We start from the raw sequence: 21,013 nt of genomic DNA, 5'->3' as shown, positions 1-21,013 counted from the left end.
AGCCGGATTCGAAGTAGGGGGATCCGGCTCCGCCCCCGGTTGCTCGTTCCGCATCTGAACCACATCGGCGATCTCGGCGTACGGTCCCATCTCGTGAGCAGCGCGAACGCAACCATCAAGAGCCTGGTGCCCGCCAGGATGGACCGCTTGCCGTGGACCCGGTTCCACTGGAGCGTCGTCGTCGGACTCGGCGTGTCCTGGATCCTCGACGGTCTCGAGATCCAGATCGTGTCGAACGCGGGCTTCCAGGCGGACCTGAACCTGTCCACGCAGCAGGTGACGTCCCTCGGAACGATCTACCTGGTCGGCCAGGTCGTCGGTGCCCTGGTGTTCGGGCGCATGTCCGACCGGTTGGGGCGCCGCAAGCTGTTTATCTTGACGCTCGCGATCTACCTGGTCGGTTCGGGCATCGCGGGCCTGGCCCAGGACTTCTGGTTCCTGGCGGCCTTCCGGTTCGTCGCGGGGTTGGGCATCGGCGGTGAGTACGCGGCGATCAACTCGGCGATCGACGAGCTCATCCCGGCGAAGTACCGCGGGCACGTCGACATCGCCATCAACGGCACGTACTGGGGCGGTGCGGCACTCGGCGCGTTCGCGAACATCTACCTGCTCGACACGTCCTACTTCGCCGAGAACATCGGCTGGCGCATCGGGTTCTTCCTCGGCCCGGTGCTCGGCATCGCGATCATCTTCCTGCGACGGCACATCCCGGAGAGTCCGCGGTGGCTGATGACGCACGGTCGCGAGGAAGAGGCCGAGGCCACCGTCTCCCGCATCGAGGAGTCGGTGGAGAAGGCGACCGGCAAGCCCCTGCCGGAGGTCGACCAGTCGAAGGCGATGACCGTCACGCCGACCGACCGCGTCGGGTTCCTCGCCATCGCGCGCGTGCTGCTGAAGCAGTACCCGACCCGCACGCTCGTCGGCGCGACGATGATGATCACGCAGGCGTTCCTGTACAACGCGATCTTCTTCACCTACGCCCTGGTCCTGACGAACTTCTTCGGCCTGAAGACGGCGGAGACGGCGGTCTACTTCTTCCCGTTCGCGATCGGCAACCTGCTCGGCCCGATCATCCTGGGGCGCTTCTTCGACACCTGGGGTCGTCGCCAGATGATCTTCCTGACGTACCTGGTGTCCGGCCTCGTGCTCGCCACGTCGGCGTTCCTGTTCCGGGCCGACGCGATCTCGGCGACGGTGCAGGTCGCGTTCTGGTGCGTCTCGTTCTTCTTCGCCTCGGCCGGTGCGTCGAGCGCCTACCTGACCGTCAGCGAGATCTTCCCGCTCGAGCTGCGGTCGCAGGCCATCTCGTACTTCTTCGCCCTGGCGCAGATCTTCGGTGCGGTCGCGCCGGCCATCTACGGCGCCTTCATCGGTGACGGGTCGTCGCGGGAGCCGCTGTTCTGGGGGTACTTGCTCGGATCCGCGGTGATGATCGGCGGCGGCGTGGTGGCCCTGATCTTCGGGGTCGACGCCGCGCGGAAGGGGCTCGAGGACGTCACCCAACCACTCTCGGTGCTCACCGGGGACGCGAAGTCCGACCGGAGGTGAGCCCGGCGGCGGTCTGACATTCTGTATTCAGAGTGTTTAGCGCCGCCGTCGCAGCGCTGTCACTGTGCGTGCATGGCACTCCTCCACAGCACGACACCGGCGACCACGATCCACGGCAGCGACCGCCCTCGCCTCGGGGGTGCCGCCCGTGCGTGAGCCTGGGGTGATGGAGCACACTCCCGCCCGAGCCGGGGCCGACGGCCTCGATCCCCACGGCCTGCGCCGCAGCCTGCTGCGCGACGCGGTGTTCCTGCGACTGCTCGACAACGTCCTGCGGGGGGAGTACCGCCGTGGGCAGCGGCTGCGGCTCGACACCCTCGCATCGGACATGCGGGTGTCGCGCACACCGGTGCGCGAAGCCCTCGTGACCCTCGAGTCCCTGCAGCTGGCCAGTGTGCAGCGGTACGTCGGTGTCGTGATCGCGCAGTGGTCGGTCGACCAGATGATCGAGCGACTGCGGATCGCCCAGGCCCTGCTCGTCGATCCGCCGTCGAACTCCGTCGGGTACCACGACCGGTTCGACAAGGCGTGGCTGCGGGAGTGCTGGACCGAAGCCGGCGCCTTCGTCGAACTCGGGGCCTGGTACCTGCGACGCCGCGGGTCGTCGGTCAGCGGTGACTGGTTGCTGTCGCAGCGCATCGTGCTCGACATGTTCTTCACCGACGACGTCGCCCTGGCGAACGGGATCGATGCGGTGGTCGACCGGCGACGACGGGTCGAGATCGTCGAGCGGGCCGCGGACGCCGCGGAGCGAGACGCCCTCGACGACTGCGCCGCGGCACTCCTCGACCTGTCGGCGGCCCTGATCGCGCTGCCGGACCGCTTCCGGGTGGTCGTGTCGGCCTGAACCGGCGGCGGCTGCGGATCCGCTCAGGTCCGCGTCCGCCGCCGTGGTCCGCAGGTCCCGCCGCCGCGCAGTGAGCGGTGCCGGCGCCCCTCGCACTGGATCGTCAGGCAACGTCGTGGCAGCCTTGACCGGTTGCCGTCCCCGGCGTGTCCACCGACGACAGGAGTGCCCGTGAACGACGTCCGCGATCGATCCCACCGCTTGAACCGAGCACCCGGGATCGCACGGCACGGACGTCTGCGGCGCTCGAGCCCCCTCGCGACCGCTGCCAAGACGGTGTCCGCCGTCGTCGCAGTGGCCCTGGTCAGCTCGGTCTCGGTGACGGCGATCGCGGCGAAGCAGGTCACGGACGACCTCGGTGACGGCGTGGAGATCCAGGGCCAGCCCGCACCGCAGGCGCAGGGCGGTGCGAAGCCGCTCAGCGCCTTCACGGGCGGGTTCAACATGCTCGTCGTCGGCACCGACAACGACCCCGACCAGAGCGCGGCGTTCGGGGAGCGTGACGCGACCCTCAACGACGTCAACATCCTGCTGCACGTCTCCGCCGACCACACCAACGCGACCGCGGTGAGCATCCCGCGCGACCTCGTCACGCCGATCCCGGCCTGCACGAAGACCGACGGCACGGGCACGGCCCCGGCGATGGCGGCGCAGCCGATCAACACCTCGTTCGGCGAGGGGGGCCTGAACTGCGTCACGCAGACGGTCGCCGGGCTGACCGGACTCGACATCCAGTACTCGGCCGCGGTGTCGTTCAAGGGCGTCATCGAGATGTCGAACGCGATCGGCGGTGTGCCGGTCTGCGTCGCCCAGCCGATCACCGACTCGTACACCGGGTTGAACCTGCCCGCCGGCACCTCGACCCTGCAGGGTGACGAGGCCCTGGCGTTCCTGCGCACCCGGCACGGGGTCGGCGACGGGTCGGACCTCGGCCGGATCTCGAGCCAGCAGGTGTTCCTGTCGTCGCTGCTTCGCACCGTGAAGTCGAACGACACCCTCGGTTCGCCGGCCCGCCTGTACAAGCTGGCCCGGGCGGCGGCGTCGAACATGCAGCTGTCCCAGAGCCTGAACGACATCGGGACGATGGTGCAGATGGGCCTGGCGCTGCGGGACCTGCCGCTGGCGCAGGTGAACTTCGTGCAGTACCCGGGCACCACGGGCGGCACCGGTGTCTACGAGGGCAAGGTCGAGCCGACGACGTACCTGGCCGACCGGCTGTTCGCGAAGATCAAGGCCGACCAGTCGTTCTCCCTCGGGGCGGACAGCACGGGGATCGGGTCCGAGACGAGTCCGACGCAGCCGAGTCCGACGCAGCCGAACGCGGCACCCTCGTCGCCAGCGGCTGCGCCGGCGCCCGCGACCCCCGCGGCCCCCGCGACGCCGTCGTCCGCCGCGCCGCGCACCCCCTCGGCGACGCCCGAGACGATCGACGGGCTCGAGGGGCAGTCCGCCGACCAGCAGACCTGCTCCAAGGCGTTCGGGTACTGAGGCGCGGGCGCGGGCGCGGGTGGCTGCGCCTGGTCCCTCGCCCCGTTTCGCGAAAGCGACAGACTGCCGCCGAACACCCGCGGCACTCTGTCGCCCTGGCGCCAGTGACCGCCGAGCTCGGCGGCGCAGTGTCGCTTTCGAGGGCCCGACCGTTGCTGTGCGTGCGTGCGCCGGGACCTCAGCAGTGCACCCGCCTCGAACGCAGAAACGGGGGCGCGGTGGTGGGCCGCGCCCCCAGGGGAGTCGCTCCCCGCCGGGCGCCACGCGATCGGGCGCGCCGGGCCCGCACGGGGAACGACGTCGGGTGCTGTGTCGCGACGACGGGGACGAGCCCCGGAACGTGATTGCCGCGTCCCGATGATGCTATGCAGTGGGGTACGCCCCGACAACCCCCACGTGTCCCCACTTCGGGGGACCGAGTGCGACGGGTCGTGCCACGCGCGGGCGTGCGTCGGGTCGAGAGTGGCGCGGTCCTCCTGTATGGTGGTCGCAGCGCTCGCGAGAGTGCTTGGAGACGTCGCATAGTCCGGCCGAGTGCACCACCCTGCTAAGGTGGAGTCCCCTTTGAGGGGACCGAGGGTTCAAATCCCTCCGTCTCCGCACTCCACGAAAGCCCGGTCCGATCGGACCGGGCTTTCGTCGTTCCTGGCGCCCGAAGCGCTCGCGTCACACCGTCGCGATGCTCCCCGTCGTCGTGGTCCGCGCTCCCGCACGCCCCTGACGCACCGCGCCCATGGCCACGAGCGTCAGCACCACGGCCGCCAGGGTGATCCCCGACCCCGCCCAGATCGGCGACGTGTAGCCGAGCCCGGCGGCGATGGTCAGGCCGCCGATCCAGGCCCCGAGCGCGTTGCCGAGGTTGAACGCGGCAATGTTCGCCCCGCTCGCCAGGGTCGGCGCGTGGTCGGCGTACTGCATGACCCGCGTCTGCAGGGCCGGGACGGTCGCGAACCCGAACGCCCCCATCAGCACGAGGGCGATCACGGTGAGCACCGGCGAGGTCGCGACGAGGGCGAACGCCGCGAGCACCACGGTCAGCACGACGAGCACCACGAGCAACGTGCGGTCGATCGAGCGGGCCGCGAGCTTGCCGCCGGCGAAGTTGCCGACGAACAGCCCGATCCCGAACACGATGAGCAGCCACGGCACCGCCGACGACGGGAACCCGGACACCGAGGTCAACGTGTACGCGATGTAGGTGAAGGCGCCGAACATCCCGCCGTAGCCGAGCACGGTCATGCCGAGCGACAGCCAGACCTGCCCGGACCGGAAGGCGCTGAGTTCGCGGGCGAGCGACGGGACCTCGGTGGAGCGGACCGCGGGGACGAGGACGAGCACGCCGACCAGGGCGACGACACCGATGGCCGCGATCGCCCAGAACGTCGCACGCCAGCCGGCGGCCTGGCCGAGGAAGGTGCCGAACGGCACGCCGAGCACGTTCGACGCGGTGAGCCCGGTGAACATCAGGGCGACGGCCGACGCGCGCTTGGACCGCTCGACCATGTTCGCGGCGACGACCGAGCCGATGCCGAAGAACGCTCCGTGGCACAGGGCGGCGATGACACGGCCGGTCATCATCACGCCGTAGGTCGGGGCGATCGCGGACAGGGTGTTGCCGACGATGAACAGCACGAGCAGCCCGAGCAGGACGGGCTTGCGGGGGAGTCGGGTGGTCGCGGCGGTGAGCCCGAGGGCCCCGACGATGACCGCCAGGGCGTACCCGGTGACGAGCCAGCCGGCGGTGGTCTCGGTGACGCCGTAGTCGGCTGCCACCTCGGGCAGCAGCCCGGTGATGACGAACTCGGTCAGGCCGATGCCGAATCCGCCGAGTGCGAGGGCGATGAGTCCCGCGGGCATGGATGTCCTTCCGTCGTGCAGCTGTGCCGCGTACGCTGGTTGTTGCAGACGCGGGACATCGATAGTTGCACACGCGGGGTATCCGCGCAAGCAACTGTCGTCGTCTGCACCGACCGAAGGAGCACCGATGTCCGTCGACGACACCTCCACCGCCGTCCGTGCCGACGGCTGGCGCACCCTGGCGGCACTGCACGGCCTGATCGAGACGCGCCTGGAGCGGGACCTCCGGCAGGTCGACCTGTCCGTCGTGGAGTTCACGGTGCTCGATGCGCTGCGCCGGCAGGACGGCTTCCACATGCGCATGCAGCAGCTCGCTCGCGCGGCTGCCCTCAGCCCGAGTGCGACCACCCGGCTGGTGAACCGGCTCGAGGAGCGCGCCCTGCTGACCCGCGTCCTGTGCGCCGACGACCGTCGCGGGCTCTACACGGAGCTCACGCACGCCGGGCAGGTCCTGCTCGAGCGTGCGACACCGATCCACGCCGCGGCGCTCGAGGGCGCCCTCGCCGAGGCGCACGAGGTCCCCGAACTCGCCGACCTGGCCGAGTCCGTCGAGCGACTCGAGGGCGCGCGCGTCTGACCTCGGGTCACCTCGCACCCGGCCTGGAGGCCCGGCGCACCTCCGCCCCGCCGGCGTCGGCCCCGGGGTGGTCACCACTCAGGCGCGCGGCGGCCCCGTCGTCGACCGCACGACGAGCGTCGGCGGCACGAGCGTCCGGAGGGGATCCGTCGGCGTCCCCGCTGCGGCGCCGATCCGCTCGACCAACCGCGCGGCCGCCAGGCGCCCCACCTCGTCGTTGTGCGGGTCGACCGTCGTCAGGCGCAGCAGGGGTGACGCGGCGAGCGGGGTCTCGTCGTTGCCGATCACCGAGACGTCCTGCGGCACGCGGAGTCCGGCTTCCTGCACGGCGGCGATCGCGCCCATCGCCATGACGTCGTTCGCGGCGAACACCGCGGTCAGGTCGGGGTGCTCCCGGAGTGCGAGCCGCATGCCCTCGTAGCCGGTCGTCTCCGAGGTCGGGCCGGAGCCGTAGACCAGCGGCTCGATGCCGGACGCGGCCAGCTGCGCGACGGTGGCCTGACGGCGGACGGCAGCCGGGCCTCCCGAGCCGGTGACGTGGGCGATGCGGCGGTGACCCAGGCCGATCAGGTGATCCGCTGCCAACCGCCCGCCGGCGGCTTCGTCGGAGGCGACCACGTCGAGTCCGCCCGGGACTTCCTCTCGCGCGCCGGCGATCACGACCGGGGTGTCGGCGGGGATGACGATGTCGGGGAAGCCCTCGGCGGCGAGCACCACGCCGTCGACCCGCAGGGAGACCAGGTCGTCGAACGGGGACGAGTCGAGGTGGGCGTTGGCGCGGGTGTCGGCCAGGGTGAGGCGGAGTCCGTGCGGGGCGAGGGCCTCACGGATGCCGTCGAGCATCGGGACGTACCAGGGGTTCCGGAAGTCGTCGACGATGACCCCGATGGTGCGGGTCCGGGTTCCGGCGAGGATGGCGGCGGCGCGGTTCGGGCGGTAGCCGAGCTCCGCGACGGCGGCGAGCACCGCGGAGCGGCGGGCCGGGGAGACCCCGGGATCGTCGCGCAGCACCATCGACACCAGGGACTTCGAGACGCCTGCGCGTGCGGCGACGTCGATGATCGTCGGCGGGCGAGGGGTCACGCTGAGCCTTTCCGGCACGGTGCTTGACAGGACATGGGCTGGTGCGGCTACAGTCTACCGACACGTTCTGGAACGTTCCAGAATCGGGATCCAGCGACCTTCTCGAAGGAGAGAACATGAGCGACAGCATCGGCGTCGCCGTCATCGGCGCGGGCATGGCGGGCAAGGCCCACATGGCTGCGTGGCGGAACGCACCCTCCCTCTTCACCTCGACGGTGCCGCCGGTCCGGCTCGTCTCGGTCGGCGACGTCTACGAGCCCCTCGCCGCCGAGGCCGCACGGCGCTTCGGCTACGAGCGGCACGACACCGACTGGCGGGCCATCGCGGCAGCGGACGACATCGACGTGGTGAGCGTCGTCGTCGCGAACACCCTGCACCGCGAGATCGTCGAGGGGCTGCTCGCCGCCGGCAAGCACGTGCTGTGCGAGAAGCCGCTGTCCGACTCGCTCGACGACGCACGCGCGATGGCGTCCGCCGCTGCCGAGGCCGCGCAGCGCGGGGTGCTCGGCCGCATCGGGTTCACCTACCGCCGGGCTCCCGGGCTCGCGGCCATCAGGGAGCTCGTCGAGGACGGCACGCTCGGCCGGGTCCTGCACGTCTCCGGCCGGTACTGGACCGACTACGGCGCCTCGCCCGACGTCCCGTTCTCGTGGCGCTTCGCAGGGGAGCCGGGGTCCGGCGCGCTCGCCGACGTCGGCTCGCACCTGTCCTACGTCGCCGAGTTCCTGGCCGGCCCGGTCCGGAGCGTCAGCGGTGGGACGTTCACCACGTCGATCACCGAGCGCCCCGTGGCCGCCGGACACGCCCTGCGGGGGCAGGCCGTCCCGCTCACCGGTGAGACCGCGGCCGTCGGCAACGACGACTACGCCACGTTCAGCGCACGCTTCGGTGACGGCACGGTCGTCGGGTCGCTCGAGGCCTCCCGCGTCGCGGCCGGGCACCCGAACGGCCTCGTGATCGAGGTGTTCTGCGAGCGCGGCGCCGCCCGCTGGGACCAGGAGCGAGCCTCCGAGATCGGCCTCGCGCTGCAGTCCGACGGCTCGCGCACGGGTGGGTACCGCCAGGTCGTGCTCGGCCCGGACCACCCCTACGTCGCGGGCGGCATGGCGATGGACGCCCCGGGCGTCGGCTGGGGGCAGAACCAGATGTTCGAGTACCAGGCGCGGGCGTTCCTCGACGAGATCGCCGGGCTGACCGGCGCCGTGCCCGACGCCCTGCCCGCGAACGCCACGTTCGACGACGGCGTGCACAACATGGAGGTCCTCGACGCGGTGGCACGGTCCGCCGCGGCCGGGGGCGCCACCGAGACGATCAAGGAAGCAGTGACGGCATGAAGCTCGGTCTCTACGACGCGATCCTGCACGACCGGCCCCTCGCCGACGCGCTCCGGGTCATCGCGGCCAACGGCCTCACCGGCATCGAGCTGAACACCGGCGGGTTCCTGCCCCCGGTGCACGTGCCCGACATCGACGCGATCCTGCAGGACGACGGGGCGCGTGACGCGTTCCTCGCGCAGTTCGCGGGGACCGGCGTCGAGATCGCCGGGCTGAACTGCAACGGCAACCCGCTGCACCCCGATCCGGCGATCGGTCCCGCGCACGCCGAGGACGTCCGGCGGAGCATCCGCCTCGCGGCCCGCCTCGGGCAGGACCGCGTCGTCACGATGTCCGGACTGCCGGCGGGGGAGTCGGGCGGGACGCGGCCGAACTGGATCGTGAACGCCTGGAACTCGGCCGCGCTCGACGTCCTCGAGCACCAGTGGGGCGTCGCGGTGCCGTTCTGGCAGGAGATCGACGCCCTGGCCCGGGAGCACGGCGTCAAGGTCGCGCTCGAGCTGCACCCGCAGAACCTCGTGTTCAACCCGGCGTCGATCCGGGAGCTCGTCGAGCGCGGCGGGCTGACCAACATCGGGGTCGAGCTGGACGCCTCGCACCTGTTCTGGCAGCAGATGGACCCGGTGGCGGTCGCCCACGACCTCGGTCCGCTCGTGTTCCACGCCGCCGCGAAGGACGTCCGCATCAACCCGCACGCCGCGATCAACGGGGTGCTCGACAACTCGTTCCGCCGGCTGTCGCCGGACGAGTCGCGCACGAACCTCGGCGGCGACGAGTGGGCGAACGAGTGGCCGAAGCCGTCGGCGTGGGACTTCGTCGCGCTCGGCAAGGGGCACGACCAGGCGTACTGGACGACGTTCCTCCAGGCCCTGCGTGCGATCGACCCGGACATGTGGGTGAACATCGAGCACGAGGACACCGAGCTCGGGCGCGAAGACGGGGTCGCGGTCGCCGCGCGCGTGCTGCGCGCCGCGGACGCGGCGCTGGCGCACCGGTCCTGACCGTCCGTCAGCCGACCCGGTCACTGCCTGGAGGCCCGTGAACCGTTCCGCGCACCGGTGACGGATCCGCATGTGGTGAGCCGTGCCTCCCGGCCGTACCCTGCGCGGATCGGCCGCCGGTGCGCGGAACGACCAGTCCGTGCACCCGTACCGGGTGCTGTCACCGGCCCGATGTAGCATGCACGACACCTGTCCCCGACGATGGAGCCCTGCGTGCCGGACCCGACCGACCCCGCCTTCCCGCTCGAACACGTGCGGGCGGTGGGCGACGACATCGTGGCCTCCGTCGCCACGGTGATCGACGGCAAGGCGGAAGCCATCCGCACGGCCCTGACGGTGATGCTCGCCGAGGGGCACCTGCTCGTCGAGGACGTCCCCGGCGTCGGCAAGACCGTGCTCGCCAAGGCGCTCGGTGCCTCGGTCGGCGGGTCGGTGAACCGCATCCAGTTCACCTCGGACATGCTGCCGTCCGACGTCACGGGCGTGAACATCTTCGACCAGTCGTCCGGCACCTTCCGGTTCTCGCCCGGCCCGGTGTTCGCGAACGTGGTCATCGGCGACGAGATCAACCGCACCAGCCCGAAGACCCAGTCGGCCCTGCTCGAGGCGATGGCGGAGTCGCAGGTCACCGTCGACGGTGTCACGCGCCCGCTCGACCGGCCGTTCATGATCGTCGCGACGCAGAACCCGATCGACATGGAGGGCACGTACCCGCTGCCCGAGGCGCAGCGCGACCGCTTCATGGCGCGCATCGCGATGGGCTACCCGAGCGTCGACGCCGAACGGCAGATGCTCGCGAACCGCGGCGGCAGCGACCCGCTGTCGCGCCTGCGGCCGATCGTCGACGTCGGCACGCTGCGGGCGATCATCCAGACCGTCGCGAGGGTGCACATCGCCCCCGACGTCGAGGCGTACATCATCGCGATCGTCCGGTCGACGCGCACCCACCCCGACCTCGTGCTCGGTGCGAGCCCCCGCGCGACGCTGCACCTGGCGCAGGCCGCCCGTGCGCACGCCGCCCTGCTCGGCCGCCCGTTCGTCACCCCCGACGACGTCGCGACGCTCGCCCCGATCGTGCTCGCGCACCGGCTCGTGCCGGTCGCCCGCGGGCTCGGCGGCACCGGCGAGGACACCGTGCGCGAGATCGTCGTCCGCATCGTCTCCGACACCGCCATCCCGTTCACGGCCACCCCCGTCCGCTCCTGATGGCCGCTCCATCGGCACCGCCGTCGCTGCTGCGACGCGTCGGTGCCGCGCGGTCCACGGCGGCACGGTTCGGCCGACGCGGGCTGTCACTGGCACGCCGCACCCCGTTCCCGCGCCCGACGATCCGGGGCTGGACGGTCATCGCCGTCGGCATCGGCCTGGTCGGCGGCGGCCTGGTCGGCACCACGAGCGTCGCCGTCACGGCCGGCCTGCTGCTGCTCGTGCTGGTCGTGCTCGGCATCGCGATGGCGTTCGTCGTCGCCACCCCGCTCCGCGGCAGCCGCAGCACCGCTCGGGCGATCGTCCAGGTGGGCGAGGTCTACCGGGAACGCATCACCCTCGGCAGCACCAGCCTGCGGATCGGCCCGAGGGCGACGCTGCTCGTGCGCGAACAGCTCGAGGACGCCTTCGCCAGCCTGGCCGAGGCGGAGACCTACGCCGAGGTCGGGCCGAACCTGCCGCCCGCCGTGCTCGACGTCGAGGCGCTCGCGATGCACCGCGGCCGGACGCTGGTCGGGCCGGTGACGATCCGGGTCGAGGACCCGTTCGGCCTGCTCCGGATCGACCGTCCCGTCGTCCCGGTCGAAGAAGTCGTCGTCGTCCCGGCCTCGGCACCCCTCGGGGCGATCGACGCCGGGGCGCTCGCCGGTGCGGTCTCGGCCGACGAGGGCCGGGTCGGACAGGGCGGCTCCGCCGACGACAGCGAACTCCGCCTGTACCGACCGGGCGACCCGATCCGCCGGGTGCACTGGGCCCAGAGTGCACGGCGCGGTGAACTCCACGTCCGCCAGACCACCCAGGCCCAGCCGCCCGAGGCCGTGATCGCCCTCGACGTCCGGCGCGAGTCCTACCAGCGGCTCGGTCGAGAGGACCTCGCCGAGCTCTCCGACCTGGGCGGCGAACAGGCCTTCGAGCACGCCGTCGTGGTGGCCGCCAGTGTCGCCCGGGCGCTCGCCGCCCGGACCTCCCGCGTCGTGCTCGTGTTCGACGGCCCCGAGGGCGCGACCCGGCACGCGGGCGACGTCGGCGGGCTCACCGACGTGCTCGTCGGGCTCGCCGACGTCCGGCTCCGCTCCGACGCGCGACAGGTGACCGACGTCCTGCCCGAGGTCCGTGGCCGCGACGTGCACGGCATGACCGCCGTGGTGACCGGCACCTGCACCGCGGACGAAGCCGCCGAGCTCGTCAGCGCGACCAGTGGGTCGAGCCGCGGCATCCTGGCGACGATCGTGCCGCCGGACCCGGCCGTGCGGGGCATCCTCGACCGTGGCGGCTGGCGGACCCTCGTGGTGCCGGTCGTCGGCGCGACGCCGTCCGGAGCCGCACGGTGACCGGGGTGAGCGCACCCGCGCGTGGCCGTGCCGACGTGCGCGAGATCCTCGAGCGCGACGACGACCTGCGTGACGTCCCGAGCGCCTGGGTCGTGGCCCTCGCGCCGGTGCCCGTGCTCCTCGCCGCACTCGCCATCCGGCCGCTCGTGCAGGGCATCGCCTGGTGGGCGTCGGGCGTCGTCGTCGTCGCCGTGCTCGTCGCCGTGATGCTCGCGGTGCGCCGCCAGACGCCCGGCATCCGCTTCGTCGTCCTGGTCGGCACGGTCATCGCCTGCTCGTGCGCCGCCGCCCTGGTCAACGACATCCAACCGCTCGGGTGGCTCGACGCCGACGGGGCCCTCGGGGAGACGCTCGCCGCGATCCGCCTGAACCCCGCACCACTGCCGCAGACCGACGCGATCCGGCTCGTCGTCACCGCGTCGATCGGCTGGGTGGCGGCGGTCTCGCTGTTCCTCGCCGCCATCGCGCGGATCCCGTCGCTCGCCGCGGCACCGGCCCTGGTCATCCTGATCGTTCCGGGTGTCATCACCGGGCAGCCCGCCGGCACCCCGCTCGTCATCGCCACGGCGGTGGCGTTCCTCGCCCTGCTCTGGCTGTCCGTCCGCCCCGTGCAGCGCGCACTGCCGGCCGCCGTGGTCGGGGCGATCGGGCTCGTCGTGGCCATCGGGCTGCCGACGATCGTCCCGCTCAACGCCAGCTGGTTGTCCGGCGTGACCGGTGCGATCCAGTCGCCGATCCAGCCCGGACGGCCCGGCACCCTGCTCGAACTCGGCAACGACCTGCGCCGCCCGAGCGAGCTCGAGGTGTTCCGCTACCGCTCGTCGGACGGGCAGCCCGAGTACCTCAAGCTCGCCGACCTGGACGAGTTCGGCACGGGGGACTGGGTGCCGACCGTGACGAACGCGGCCGAGGCCGACACCGCCGACGAGCAGCAGTGGGCCGAGGGCGTCAACCCGCGCCTCGCGAGCCGCGGCGACGTGACCGTCCGGATCACCGGGCTGTCCAGCACCTACCTGCCGGTGCCGTCGGGTGCGGTGTCGATCGAGTCGCAGTCCACCAACCTCGACCTGTCGCAGTGGCGGTGGATGGGGAACTCGAGCACCGTCCGGTCGACCGGAGCCGCGACCGCCCGCGGAGCGATGTACGAGGTCTACGGGGCCTCGACCTTCGCCAACGACTACCTCGACGCGGTCGCCGCCTCGGGGGTGCTCGCCCGCTCCGACGGCCGTGGCTTCCGGGAGCCCAGCCGCCAGCAGCTGCGCACCGACCTCGCCCTGCCCGACGACCTGCCGGCGAACATCTCGACCACCGCGACCCGCGTCGCCGCAGCCGCGACCGACGACTACGGGCGTGCGCGGGCACTCGAGCAGTGGTTCCGCAGCGACCTGTTCACGTACTCCGAGACCGCCCCCGTCGAGCAGGGGTACGACGGCGACAGCATGGACGTCGTCTCGACGTTCCTGAAGGTCCGCGACGGGTACTGCGTGCACTTCTCGTCCGCGATGGCCGTGATGGCCCGCACGCTCGGCATCCCCTCGCGCATCGCGGTCGGGTACCGGGCCGGGTCGCCGCAGGCCGACGGCGAGTACGCGGTGTCGAACCGGCAGCTGCACTCCTGGCCCGAGCTGTACATCCAGGGCGCGGGGTGGGTCGCCTTCGAGCCGACGCCCGACTCCGACGAGGCCGCGCCGTCCGAGGAGCCCTCGGCCTCGCCGACCGCGGCGGCACCGGAGACCCCGCTGCCGGCGCCCGAGCAGACCACCCCGGCGCAGGATTCCGCGTCACCGACCCCGTCGGCCTCCCCGGCGCCGGGTGCCGCGGGTGCGTCCGGCTCCGGCGACGCGGGTGGCCCCGTCGGGCTGCTCGTGGGGCTGCTGCTCGTGCTCGCGGTCCTCGTCGCCCCGGGCCTCGTGCGCGCTGTCCGCCGCCGGTCGAGGCTGTCGGCGATCGCCGCCGGCCGGTCGCCCGCCGTGCAGGCCTGGCGGGAGTTGCTCGACGACGTCGCCGACCACGGGTACGCCCCGGGCATCGCGCCGCCGGGTGATGCCGCCGCCGTGGCCCGGACCGCCCGAGCCGTGCTCGGACGACTGCGTCCCGGGTTGCCGGCCTCGGTCGTGCCGCACCTGGAGGCCACGGTCGACGCGGTCGATCGTGAGCGCTTCGCCGCCGACGGGGCTGCAGCGGTGGACACTTCGGCGCTGGAGCGGCACGTCCGCGAAGCTCGTGTCGCTCTCGACGCGTCGGTGCCCGCCCTGCGTGTCGTGCGGTCGCGCCTGCTGCCGCCGAGCCTGCTGCCGTCGTCCTCCTGGTCCCACGACGGGCCGAAGCCCCGTCGTCGCGATCGTCGCACGGCCTGACGCGAGCGCGAGCGCGCGTGCGCACCGTGCGCACCGTGCGAGCCTCGCACCGTGCGGGGTTCGTCGGGTGGTGCGTGGTTGGTGGTTCGGTGCGGGGCTGTAGGCGGGCACGGGGCGGTCGAGCGGGCACGGGTTCGCGAACCTCGCACGGTGCGGGCTCCGTTGGGCGATGGCTCGGCGGGTGTTGCACGGTGCGGGGTTCGTCGGGTGGTGCGTGGTTGGTGGTTCGGTGCGGGGCTGTAGGCGGGCACGGGGCGGTCGAGCGGGCACGGGTTCGCGAACCTCGCACGGTGCGAAGCCCCCGACCCCGCCCCAGCCCCGACCCCCGCACGCACCGCCCAACCGCCGCAGGAACCGCGCAGCTCTGCACGCGCCCGCGCCCGCGCTCGCCGCCGCGCGTCAGCGCCGGCGGACGACCGCCTCGACCAGCGTCGCGATGAGCTCACCCGGGTCGACGCCGGGCAGCGCCGGCGCGTCGAACACCAGGCCGACGTTCGCCCCGATGAGCACGGTCGCGAACTCCTCCGGGGTCATGCCGACCTCGACCTCGGGGTGCGCACCGAGCCACAGCCGCACCAGCTCGAGCACCCCGTCCTGCAGGACCCGGCGCTGCCGGATGAACTCGGGCAGGAACTCCGGGTGGCGCACGGCGTACCCGCGGAACGCCGAGAGCAGCGCGAACTGCTCGCTCTGGTCGTGCTGCCCGAACGCGGCGCGCAGGACGTCCCCGACGTCGACGGCGGCGATGTCGGCGTGCACGAGCTCCTGCAGTGAGCCGAGCACCAGGTTCGTGGACCGCTGCATGACCTGCGCGAGCAGGTCTTCCTTGGACGAGAAGTTCGAGTAGACCGCACCCTTGCTGAACCCCGCGCGCGCGGCGACGTCGTCGAGCCGGGCACCGTACACACCCTGTTCGGCGAAGACCGCGGCTCCGGCGGCGAGCAGGCGTTCCCGGACCTCGGCACGCGGGATGCGCTGGGTGGGGGAAGCGTCGTCGCTCATCGGTTGCTGCTTTCGACCTGTGCAGGTGGTCGTCGGGGAGAGCATCGTGGTGGAGACCTGCCGCGCCGCGCGTCTGATCCCGCGCGGCATCAGCGAAGCCCCCATCCCCACGTCTGCTCGGAACCGGCGCGTTCGGGTCGCGTCGGTGCTGTGCGGACAGCGTTCACCGGGACGATCCCCGGTAGAACTGCCAGGACGATACCCGGCGGTACTGATCGTAGCGTCGCGACGCCGCGGATGACAGCCCCTCAGTCCTCGTGCTCTTCCCGGACACTGCCGGCACCGGTCCGACGGCCCGGACGCCGGAGCAACCGGAGCGCGTCCGGCCGCAGGCTCCGACCACGCCGCAGCAGCGAACCGAGGGTCGACTTCGGCTGCCAGTCACGGCCGTTCGGCAGCCCCCAACCCCGGCGGACCGCTCCCCAGCGGAGCCCGAGCGACAGGGTGATCGCGAGCAGGATGCCGAGCGACGGCGACCCGAGCGCCGAGGCGATCACCATCACGGCCGACGCGGCGACGGCCACGGTGGCGTACAGCGCGTTCCCGCCGAACACCGCCGGCACCCGTCGCAGCAGCAGGTCGCGCATGGCCCCGCCGCCGACCGCGGTGATGGTCCCCATGATGATCGCGGCGGGCCAGTCGAGTCCGGCGTCGTAGGTCCGCTGCACGCCGACCACGGCCCAGAACCCGATCACGGCGGCGTCGAGCACGGTGAACAGCCGGTCCCACGTCACCTCGGAGAACGACACGAGGAACGCGATGAGCGCCCCGGCGACGGCGACCGGCACGTACAGCGGGTCGACGAGCGCGACGGGTGGTCCGTTCTGCAGCAGGGTGTCGCGGAGCATCCCGCCGCCGAGTCCGGAGACGAACCCGACGACCAGGAACCCGAACAGGTCGAAGTCCATCGCGCGGGCGATGGAGCCGCCGAGCAGGGCGGACGCGAAGACCCCGGCGAGGTCGAGCACGTTCGTGACCGACGCCAGGCCGTCGACGGACAGCAGGTTCATGAGAACCATCAAACATCACGTCGCACGACTGGCGGGCCGTTCGGCGGTTAGGTTAGCCTCACCTTCGTCATGCTCGCCACTCTCGTCATCGGTCTCCGTGAAGGCCTCGAAGCCACGCTCATCGTCGGCATCATCGCCGCGTTCCTGCGTCGCAACCGCGTCCCGCTCGCCCCGATGTGGTCGGGCGTCGGGCTCGCGGTGCTGCTCAGCATCGCCGTCGGCTTCGGGCTGCAGGCCGTCGAGCAGGCGCTGCCGCAGGCCCAGCAGGAGGGCATGGAGGCGGTCATCGGCATCGTCGCCGTCGTCTTCGTGACGGGCATGATCGTGTGGATGCGCACGCACGCGCGCACCATGACGGCCGACCTCGAGGCCAGCGCCACCGCGGCGCTCGGCCGGGGCACCGCCTGGGCACTCGCCGGCATGGCGTTCCTCGCCGTCCTGAAGGAGGGCTTCGAGACCTCGGTCTTCCTCCTCGCCACGTTCCAGGCGTCGTCGGACACCGGCCTCGCCGCCCTCGGCGCCGTGATCGGCATCGGGGCCGCGGTCGTCGTCGGCTTCGGTATCTACACCGGTGGCGTCCGCCTCAACCTGTCGCGGTTCTTCACCGGCACCGGGGTCTTCCTGGTCTTCGTCGCCGGCGGCCTGGTGCTGACCGTCCTCCGCCGGGCGCACGAGGCCGGCTGGATCGTCATCGGCCAGCAGCGCACCGTCGACCTGTCGTGGCTCGCCCCGAACGGTTCGGTGCAGGGCGCCCTGGTCACCGGCGTGCTCGGCATCCCGCCGGACCCGCGGGTCATCGAGGTGCTCGGCTGGTTCCTCTACGTCGTCCCGGTGCTGGCCCTGACCCTGTGGCCGCGCGCCTGGCGTCCGTCGCCGGAGCGCGTGCCCCGGGTGCGCGCCGTCGTCGCCGGTGCACTGGCCGTGGCCGCAGCGGCGCTCGCGATCGCCGTGCCGACGGGCGGGGTCGACCTGCCCCGCACGACCGCGGTCAGCGGTGACGCCAGCTCCGTCTCCGCCAGCGTCGACGGTGCGTCCGGCGTCCTGCGGGTGGCCGGCACCGGAACCGGCCAGGAGGCCCGACTCGACTTGCCGACGTCGGCTCACCGCCGCGTCACCCGCGCGGGCGTGACCGCCGACCGGTGGCGCGTCGTGCAGGACGGCACCGGTGCGCAGGACGGGGCCGGCGATCAGGGGAGCGGTGCCGACCGTCCGTCGACGCTGACCCTTGACGACCTCGTCACCCTGTTCGGTCGGCTGCCCGTCGGGGTCTCCCCATCGACGAACCCCGGTCCGTTCGCGGCCCGCTGGGCCGTGCGCGACACGGTGACCCTGTGGACGGTCCGCGGTGGGGTCCTGGACGCGGCCCGCGACGAACGCGAGGTGCTGACGCTGAGCGGTGGGGGCCTCCCGTCCGCGCGCACCACGAGCCTGGACCGCACCGTCTGGTCCGTCCCCGACGCCCGCGTCGAGCGGTCGGCCGCCTCGGTGGCCGCCGCGGACTCACGATCAGCCGACCTGCTGCTCTGGAAGGCCTGGCTGCCAATCGCCCTCGGCATCGCCGCCGCCGCGCAGGCGCTGCTGGCCCTCCGTGACCGCCGTCGCCGGCGACTCCCCACCACCCCCACCCCCGAACCCGTCCCCGCTCGTGGCCCTCCGGCCGCGGACCCTGCAAGGAGCACCGACCATGTCCTTCGGTAAGCCCGTCCGACCCCTGATCACCCTGGGCGCCCTCGGCGCCGTCACCGCCCTCGCGCTCACCGGTTGCGCCGGTGGGTCCGCCGAGGCCGGCGGCTCCGGCTCCGGCGACGCGAAGGTCTCCCGCGTCACCATCACGCTCACCAACGACGGGCAGGACGCCTGTGCGGTGTCCTCGACGAAGGTCCCCGCGGGTCCCGTCACCTTCACGGTGAAAAACGAGTCGTCGACCGCGATCACCGAGGTCGAGCTGCTGCAGGACCAGCGGATCCTCGGCGAGAAGGAGAACCTGGCGCCCGGCCTCGACGCCGTCCGTTTCACCGCCACGCTGACCGGCGGGAAGTACCAGGTGTACTGCCCCGGTGCCGAGACCGAGCTGACGGACTTCACCGTCACCGGCAAGGCCGCGTCGACCGCGAACAGCAGCGCCTCGACCCTGCTCCGCGACGGGACGAAGGGCTACGCGACCTACGTCGACGGCCAGGTCACCGACATGGTCGCCGCCGTCCAGCAGCTGCAGAAGGACATCGACGCCGGCGACCTCGTCGCGGCGAAGACCGACTACGCGAACGCCCGCCCGTTCTACGAGCACGTCGAGAGCGACGTCGACGGTTTCGTCAAGAAGGGGTTCAAGGCCACCGACAACGCCGGCAACCTCGACTACCTGATCGACATGCGCGCCTCGAACCTCGACCCGGCCGTCGGCTGGAGCGGGTTCCACGCCGTCGAGAAGGACCTGTTCCAGGCCGGGAAGATCACCGCGTCGACCAAGCAGACCGCCGCGGACCTGACCGAGGACGTGCAGCTGCTCGCGAAGCTGGTGCCGACCCTGGACTACAAGCCGGAGGACCTGGCGAACGGTGCCGCCGGCCTGCTCGAAGAGGTGCAGTCGAACAAGATCACCGGCGAGGAAGAGGCGTACAGCCACATCGACCTCGTCGACCTCGCTGCCAACGTCGAGGGTGCCCGTCAGGCCTTCGCGTACCTCAAGCCGGGGCTGACCAAGCTCGACCCGACCCTGACGAAGCAGATCGCGAAGCAGTTCGACGCCACGAACACGCTGATGGACGGCTACCGCGACGCCGACGACCTGGGCGGCTTCGCCAGCTGGGACGCCGCGACCAAGAAGTCTGACGCGAACACGATCTCGCAGCAGATCCAGGCGCTCCAGGACCCGCTGTCCCGCCTGGCCGAGAAGGTCGCGACCGCGTGACCGAGCCGGACGAGGCACCCCGGGCGAACGTCTCCCGCCGCGGGCTGTTCGGCGCCGGCCTGGCCGTGGCCGGTGCCGGGGTCGGGGCGGCTGCGGGCATCGGCGGCGCCACCGCGGCGACCGGCGTGAACCCGTTCACGGCGGCGACGAACGGTGACGAGTCGATCGACCTGTCGCAGAGCCAGCCGTTCTACGCCACCGCGGCACGGCAGCCGCAGGGCGGGATCCGCACCACCCCGCAGCGGTACTGCGTCTACATGACGTTCGACCTGTCGACCACCGTCACGACCGACCTGCAGGTGCTCCTCGCCCGCTGGTCGGCCGCGATCGCCCAGCTGCAGGCCGGCAAGACCGTCGGCAGCGTCGAACCGGCGCACGGCAACGGGGTCGGCGCCGACACCGGCGAGGCGCTCGACCTCGGACCCGCGTCCCTCACCGTCACGGTGGGCCTGGGGCCCGGCGTCTTCGACGAGCGCTTCGGGCTGGCCGACCGGCGCCCGGCGTCGCTCGCCGACATCCCGACCCTGCCGAGCGACAACCTGCAGGAGGGGCTGACCGGCGGCGACCTGTCCCTGCAGGCCTGCGCCGACGACCCCCAGGTGGCGTACCACGCGGTGCGCGACCTGGCACGGATGGCCCGCGGCACCGCGACCGTCCGCTGGACCGTGCTCGGCTTCGGCCGGGCATCGGCGGGACCGCACCAGAGCACGCCCCGCAACCTGATGGGGTTCAAGGACGGCACCCGGAACATCACGACCGACGCCGACCACGACCGGTTCGTCTGGCTCGACCGCGACGCCGGGTGGATGGCCGGCGGCAGCTACCAGGTGGTGCGGAAGATCCGGATGAACATCGAGACGTGGGACGCCGACGTCGTCAGCGACCAGCAGCGGGTGTTCGGGCGGACGAAGATCCAGGGCGCACCGCTCTCCGGCGGACAGGAGCACACCACGCCGGACTTCCACGCGAAGGACAGCGACGGTGCGACGAAGATCGACGCGACGTCACACATCGCGCTCGCCGCGCACGAGGCGAACGGCGGCGTGAAGATCCTGCGGCGGCCGTACAACTACACCGACGGGCTCAACGAGTACGGCCAGCTCGACGCCGGGCTGCTGTTCATCGCCTACGTGAACGACCCGGACCACTTCACGCGGCTGCAGCGGAAGCTCGGCGCCTCGGACCGGCTGAACGAGTACGTCTCGCACATCGGCTCCGCGGTGTTCGCCGTCCCGCCGGCACCCCGCAAGGGCTCGTACATCGGCGAGCAGCTGTTCCGGTGAGCTGAGTCGCTGAGTCGCTGAGACGCCAGGGTGGGCGCCCTCCGCCGTTTCCCTGGAGGCGGAGGACGCCCGCGTCGCGGAGTCTCGCCGAACGGAACCACCGTCGACTTGCTGAAAGCGACCCGGCACGACGCGTCGCGGTGCGACAACCCCGAGAGTACCCCGCGGATCCGCGGATCCG

At 72.3% G+C, this 21,013-nt stretch carries 16 protein-coding genes and 1 tRNA gene; 13 read left to right on the top strand and 4 right to left on the bottom strand.

Annotated elements, in window-relative coordinates:
• Nucleotides 1-93 precede the first annotated feature (93 nt).
• From ACZZ9K_RS07005 to ACZZ9K_RS06990, 4 genes are all read left to right on the top strand, one after another.
• Nucleotides 94-1,548: an MFS transporter gene (locus tag ACZZ9K_RS07005; RefSeq protein ID WP_371836744.1), complete on the top strand. Its 1,455-nt coding sequence runs from the start codon at nt 94-96 to the stop codon at nt 1,546-1,548.
• A gap of 166 nt (nt 1,549-1,714) precedes the next feature.
• Nucleotides 1,715-2,395: a GntR family transcriptional regulator gene (locus ACZZ9K_RS07000; RefSeq protein ID WP_138804076.1), complete on the top strand. Its 681-nt coding sequence runs from the start codon at nt 1,715-1,717 to the stop codon at nt 2,393-2,395.
• A gap of 201 nt (nt 2,396-2,596) precedes the next feature.
• Nucleotides 2,597-3,883, top strand: coding sequence for an LCP family protein (locus ACZZ9K_RS06995; RefSeq protein WP_463443669.1), 1,287 nt, complete (start codon nt 2,597-2,599; stop codon nt 3,881-3,883).
• A gap of 510 nt (nt 3,884-4,393) precedes the next feature.
• A tRNA-Ser gene (locus tag ACZZ9K_RS06990) sits at nt 4,394-4,483 on the top strand.
• 66 nt (nt 4,484-4,549) lie between these two features.
• On the opposite strand, the gene ACZZ9K_RS06985 is transcribed toward ACZZ9K_RS06990, so the two are convergent.
• Nucleotides 4,550-5,740 (bottom strand): MFS transporter, encoded by a 1,191-nt coding sequence (locus ACZZ9K_RS06985; protein ID WP_463443668.1) that lies wholly within the window; start codon nt 5,738-5,740, stop codon nt 4,550-4,552.
• Between the two features lie 127 nt (nt 5,741-5,867).
• Here ACZZ9K_RS06985 and ACZZ9K_RS06980 point away from each other — a divergent pair, with 127 nt between their 5' ends.
• Nucleotides 5,868-6,317, top strand: coding sequence for a MarR family winged helix-turn-helix transcriptional regulator (locus ACZZ9K_RS06980; protein ID WP_463443667.1), 450 nt, complete (start codon nt 5,868-5,870; stop codon nt 6,315-6,317).
• 78 nt (nt 6,318-6,395) lie between these two features.
• On the opposite strand, the gene ACZZ9K_RS06975 is transcribed toward ACZZ9K_RS06980, so the two are convergent.
• Nucleotides 6,396-7,400: a LacI family DNA-binding transcriptional regulator gene (locus ACZZ9K_RS06975; protein WP_463443666.1), complete on the bottom strand. Its 1,005-nt coding sequence runs from the start codon at nt 7,398-7,400 to the stop codon at nt 6,396-6,398.
• A gap of 116 nt (nt 7,401-7,516) precedes the next feature.
• On the opposite strand from ACZZ9K_RS06975, the gene ACZZ9K_RS06970 reads away from it, so the two are divergent.
• The 5 genes from ACZZ9K_RS06970 (at nt 7,517) to ACZZ9K_RS06950 (ending at nt 14,629) form a co-directional block, all read left to right on the top strand.
• Nucleotides 7,517-8,734 carry a Gfo/Idh/MocA family protein gene (locus ACZZ9K_RS06970; RefSeq protein WP_463443665.1) on the top strand — a complete coding sequence of 406 codons (1,218 nt, stop codon included), beginning with the start codon at nt 7,517-7,519 and terminating at the stop codon, nt 8,732-8,734.
• Nucleotides 8,731-9,735, top strand: coding sequence for a sugar phosphate isomerase/epimerase family protein (locus tag ACZZ9K_RS06965; RefSeq protein ID WP_463443664.1), 1,005 nt, complete (start codon nt 8,731-8,733; stop codon nt 9,733-9,735). Before ACZZ9K_RS06970 ends, ACZZ9K_RS06965 begins: the two co-directional genes overlap by 4 nt.
• A 201-nt stretch (nt 9,736-9,936) precedes the next feature.
• A complete protein-coding gene (locus ACZZ9K_RS06960; protein WP_463443663.1) occupies nt 9,937-10,941 on the top strand; it encodes an AAA family ATPase in 1,005 nt (334 codons plus the stop codon).
• The gene (locus ACZZ9K_RS06955; protein WP_463443662.1) at nt 10,941-12,272 is read left to right on the top strand and encodes a DUF58 domain-containing protein; all 1,332 of its coding nucleotides are present in this window, start codon (nt 10,941-10,943) and stop codon (nt 12,270-12,272) included. The genes ACZZ9K_RS06960 and ACZZ9K_RS06955 overlap by 1 nt, the downstream gene beginning before the upstream one ends.
• 5 nt (nt 12,273-12,277) lie before the next feature.
• Nucleotides 12,278-14,629, top strand: a complete 2,352-nt coding sequence (locus ACZZ9K_RS06950; RefSeq protein WP_463443661.1) for a transglutaminase TgpA family protein — start codon at nt 12,278-12,280, stop codon at nt 14,627-14,629.
• A gap of 399 nt (nt 14,630-15,028) precedes the next feature.
• Here ACZZ9K_RS06950 and ACZZ9K_RS06945 read toward each other — a convergent pair whose 3' ends face one another.
• Nucleotides 15,029-15,631: a TetR/AcrR family transcriptional regulator gene (locus ACZZ9K_RS06945; RefSeq protein WP_463443660.1), complete on the bottom strand. Its 603-nt coding sequence runs from the start codon at nt 15,629-15,631 to the stop codon at nt 15,029-15,031.
• 248 nt (nt 15,632-15,879) lie between these two features.
• Nucleotides 15,880-16,641, bottom strand: coding sequence for a trimeric intracellular cation channel family protein (locus tag ACZZ9K_RS06940; protein ID WP_111038270.1), 762 nt, complete (start codon nt 16,639-16,641; stop codon nt 15,880-15,882).
• A 69-nt stretch (nt 16,642-16,710) separates the two neighbouring features.
• Between ACZZ9K_RS06940 and efeU the strand changes: the two genes are divergently transcribed.
• From efeU to efeB, 3 genes are read left to right on the top strand one after another with little or no spacing between them, the layout of a single operon-like run.
• On the top strand, nt 16,711-18,339 hold the full coding sequence (gene efeU / locus ACZZ9K_RS06935; protein ID WP_463443659.1) for an iron uptake transporter permease EfeU: 1,629 nt from the start codon (nt 16,711-16,713) through the stop codon (nt 18,337-18,339).
• Nucleotides 18,326-19,549, top strand: a complete 1,224-nt coding sequence (efeO, locus tag ACZZ9K_RS06930; RefSeq protein ID WP_138804090.1) for an iron uptake system protein EfeO — start codon at nt 18,326-18,328, stop codon at nt 19,547-19,549. The genes efeU and efeO overlap by 14 nt, the downstream gene beginning before the upstream one ends.
• Nucleotides 19,546-20,832 carry an iron uptake transporter deferrochelatase/peroxidase subunit gene (gene efeB, locus ACZZ9K_RS06925; protein WP_463443658.1) on the top strand — a complete coding sequence of 429 codons (1,287 nt, stop codon included), beginning with the start codon at nt 19,546-19,548 and terminating at the stop codon, nt 20,830-20,832. The genes efeO and efeB overlap by 4 nt, the downstream gene beginning before the upstream one ends.
• Nucleotides 20,833-21,013: the final 181 nt, after the last annotated feature.

The organism is Curtobacterium sp. AC268 (genome assembly GCF_979258745.1).
Note: the sequence above shows the minus strand (reverse complement) of the source record. Positions and strands in the feature narration are given on the sequence as shown.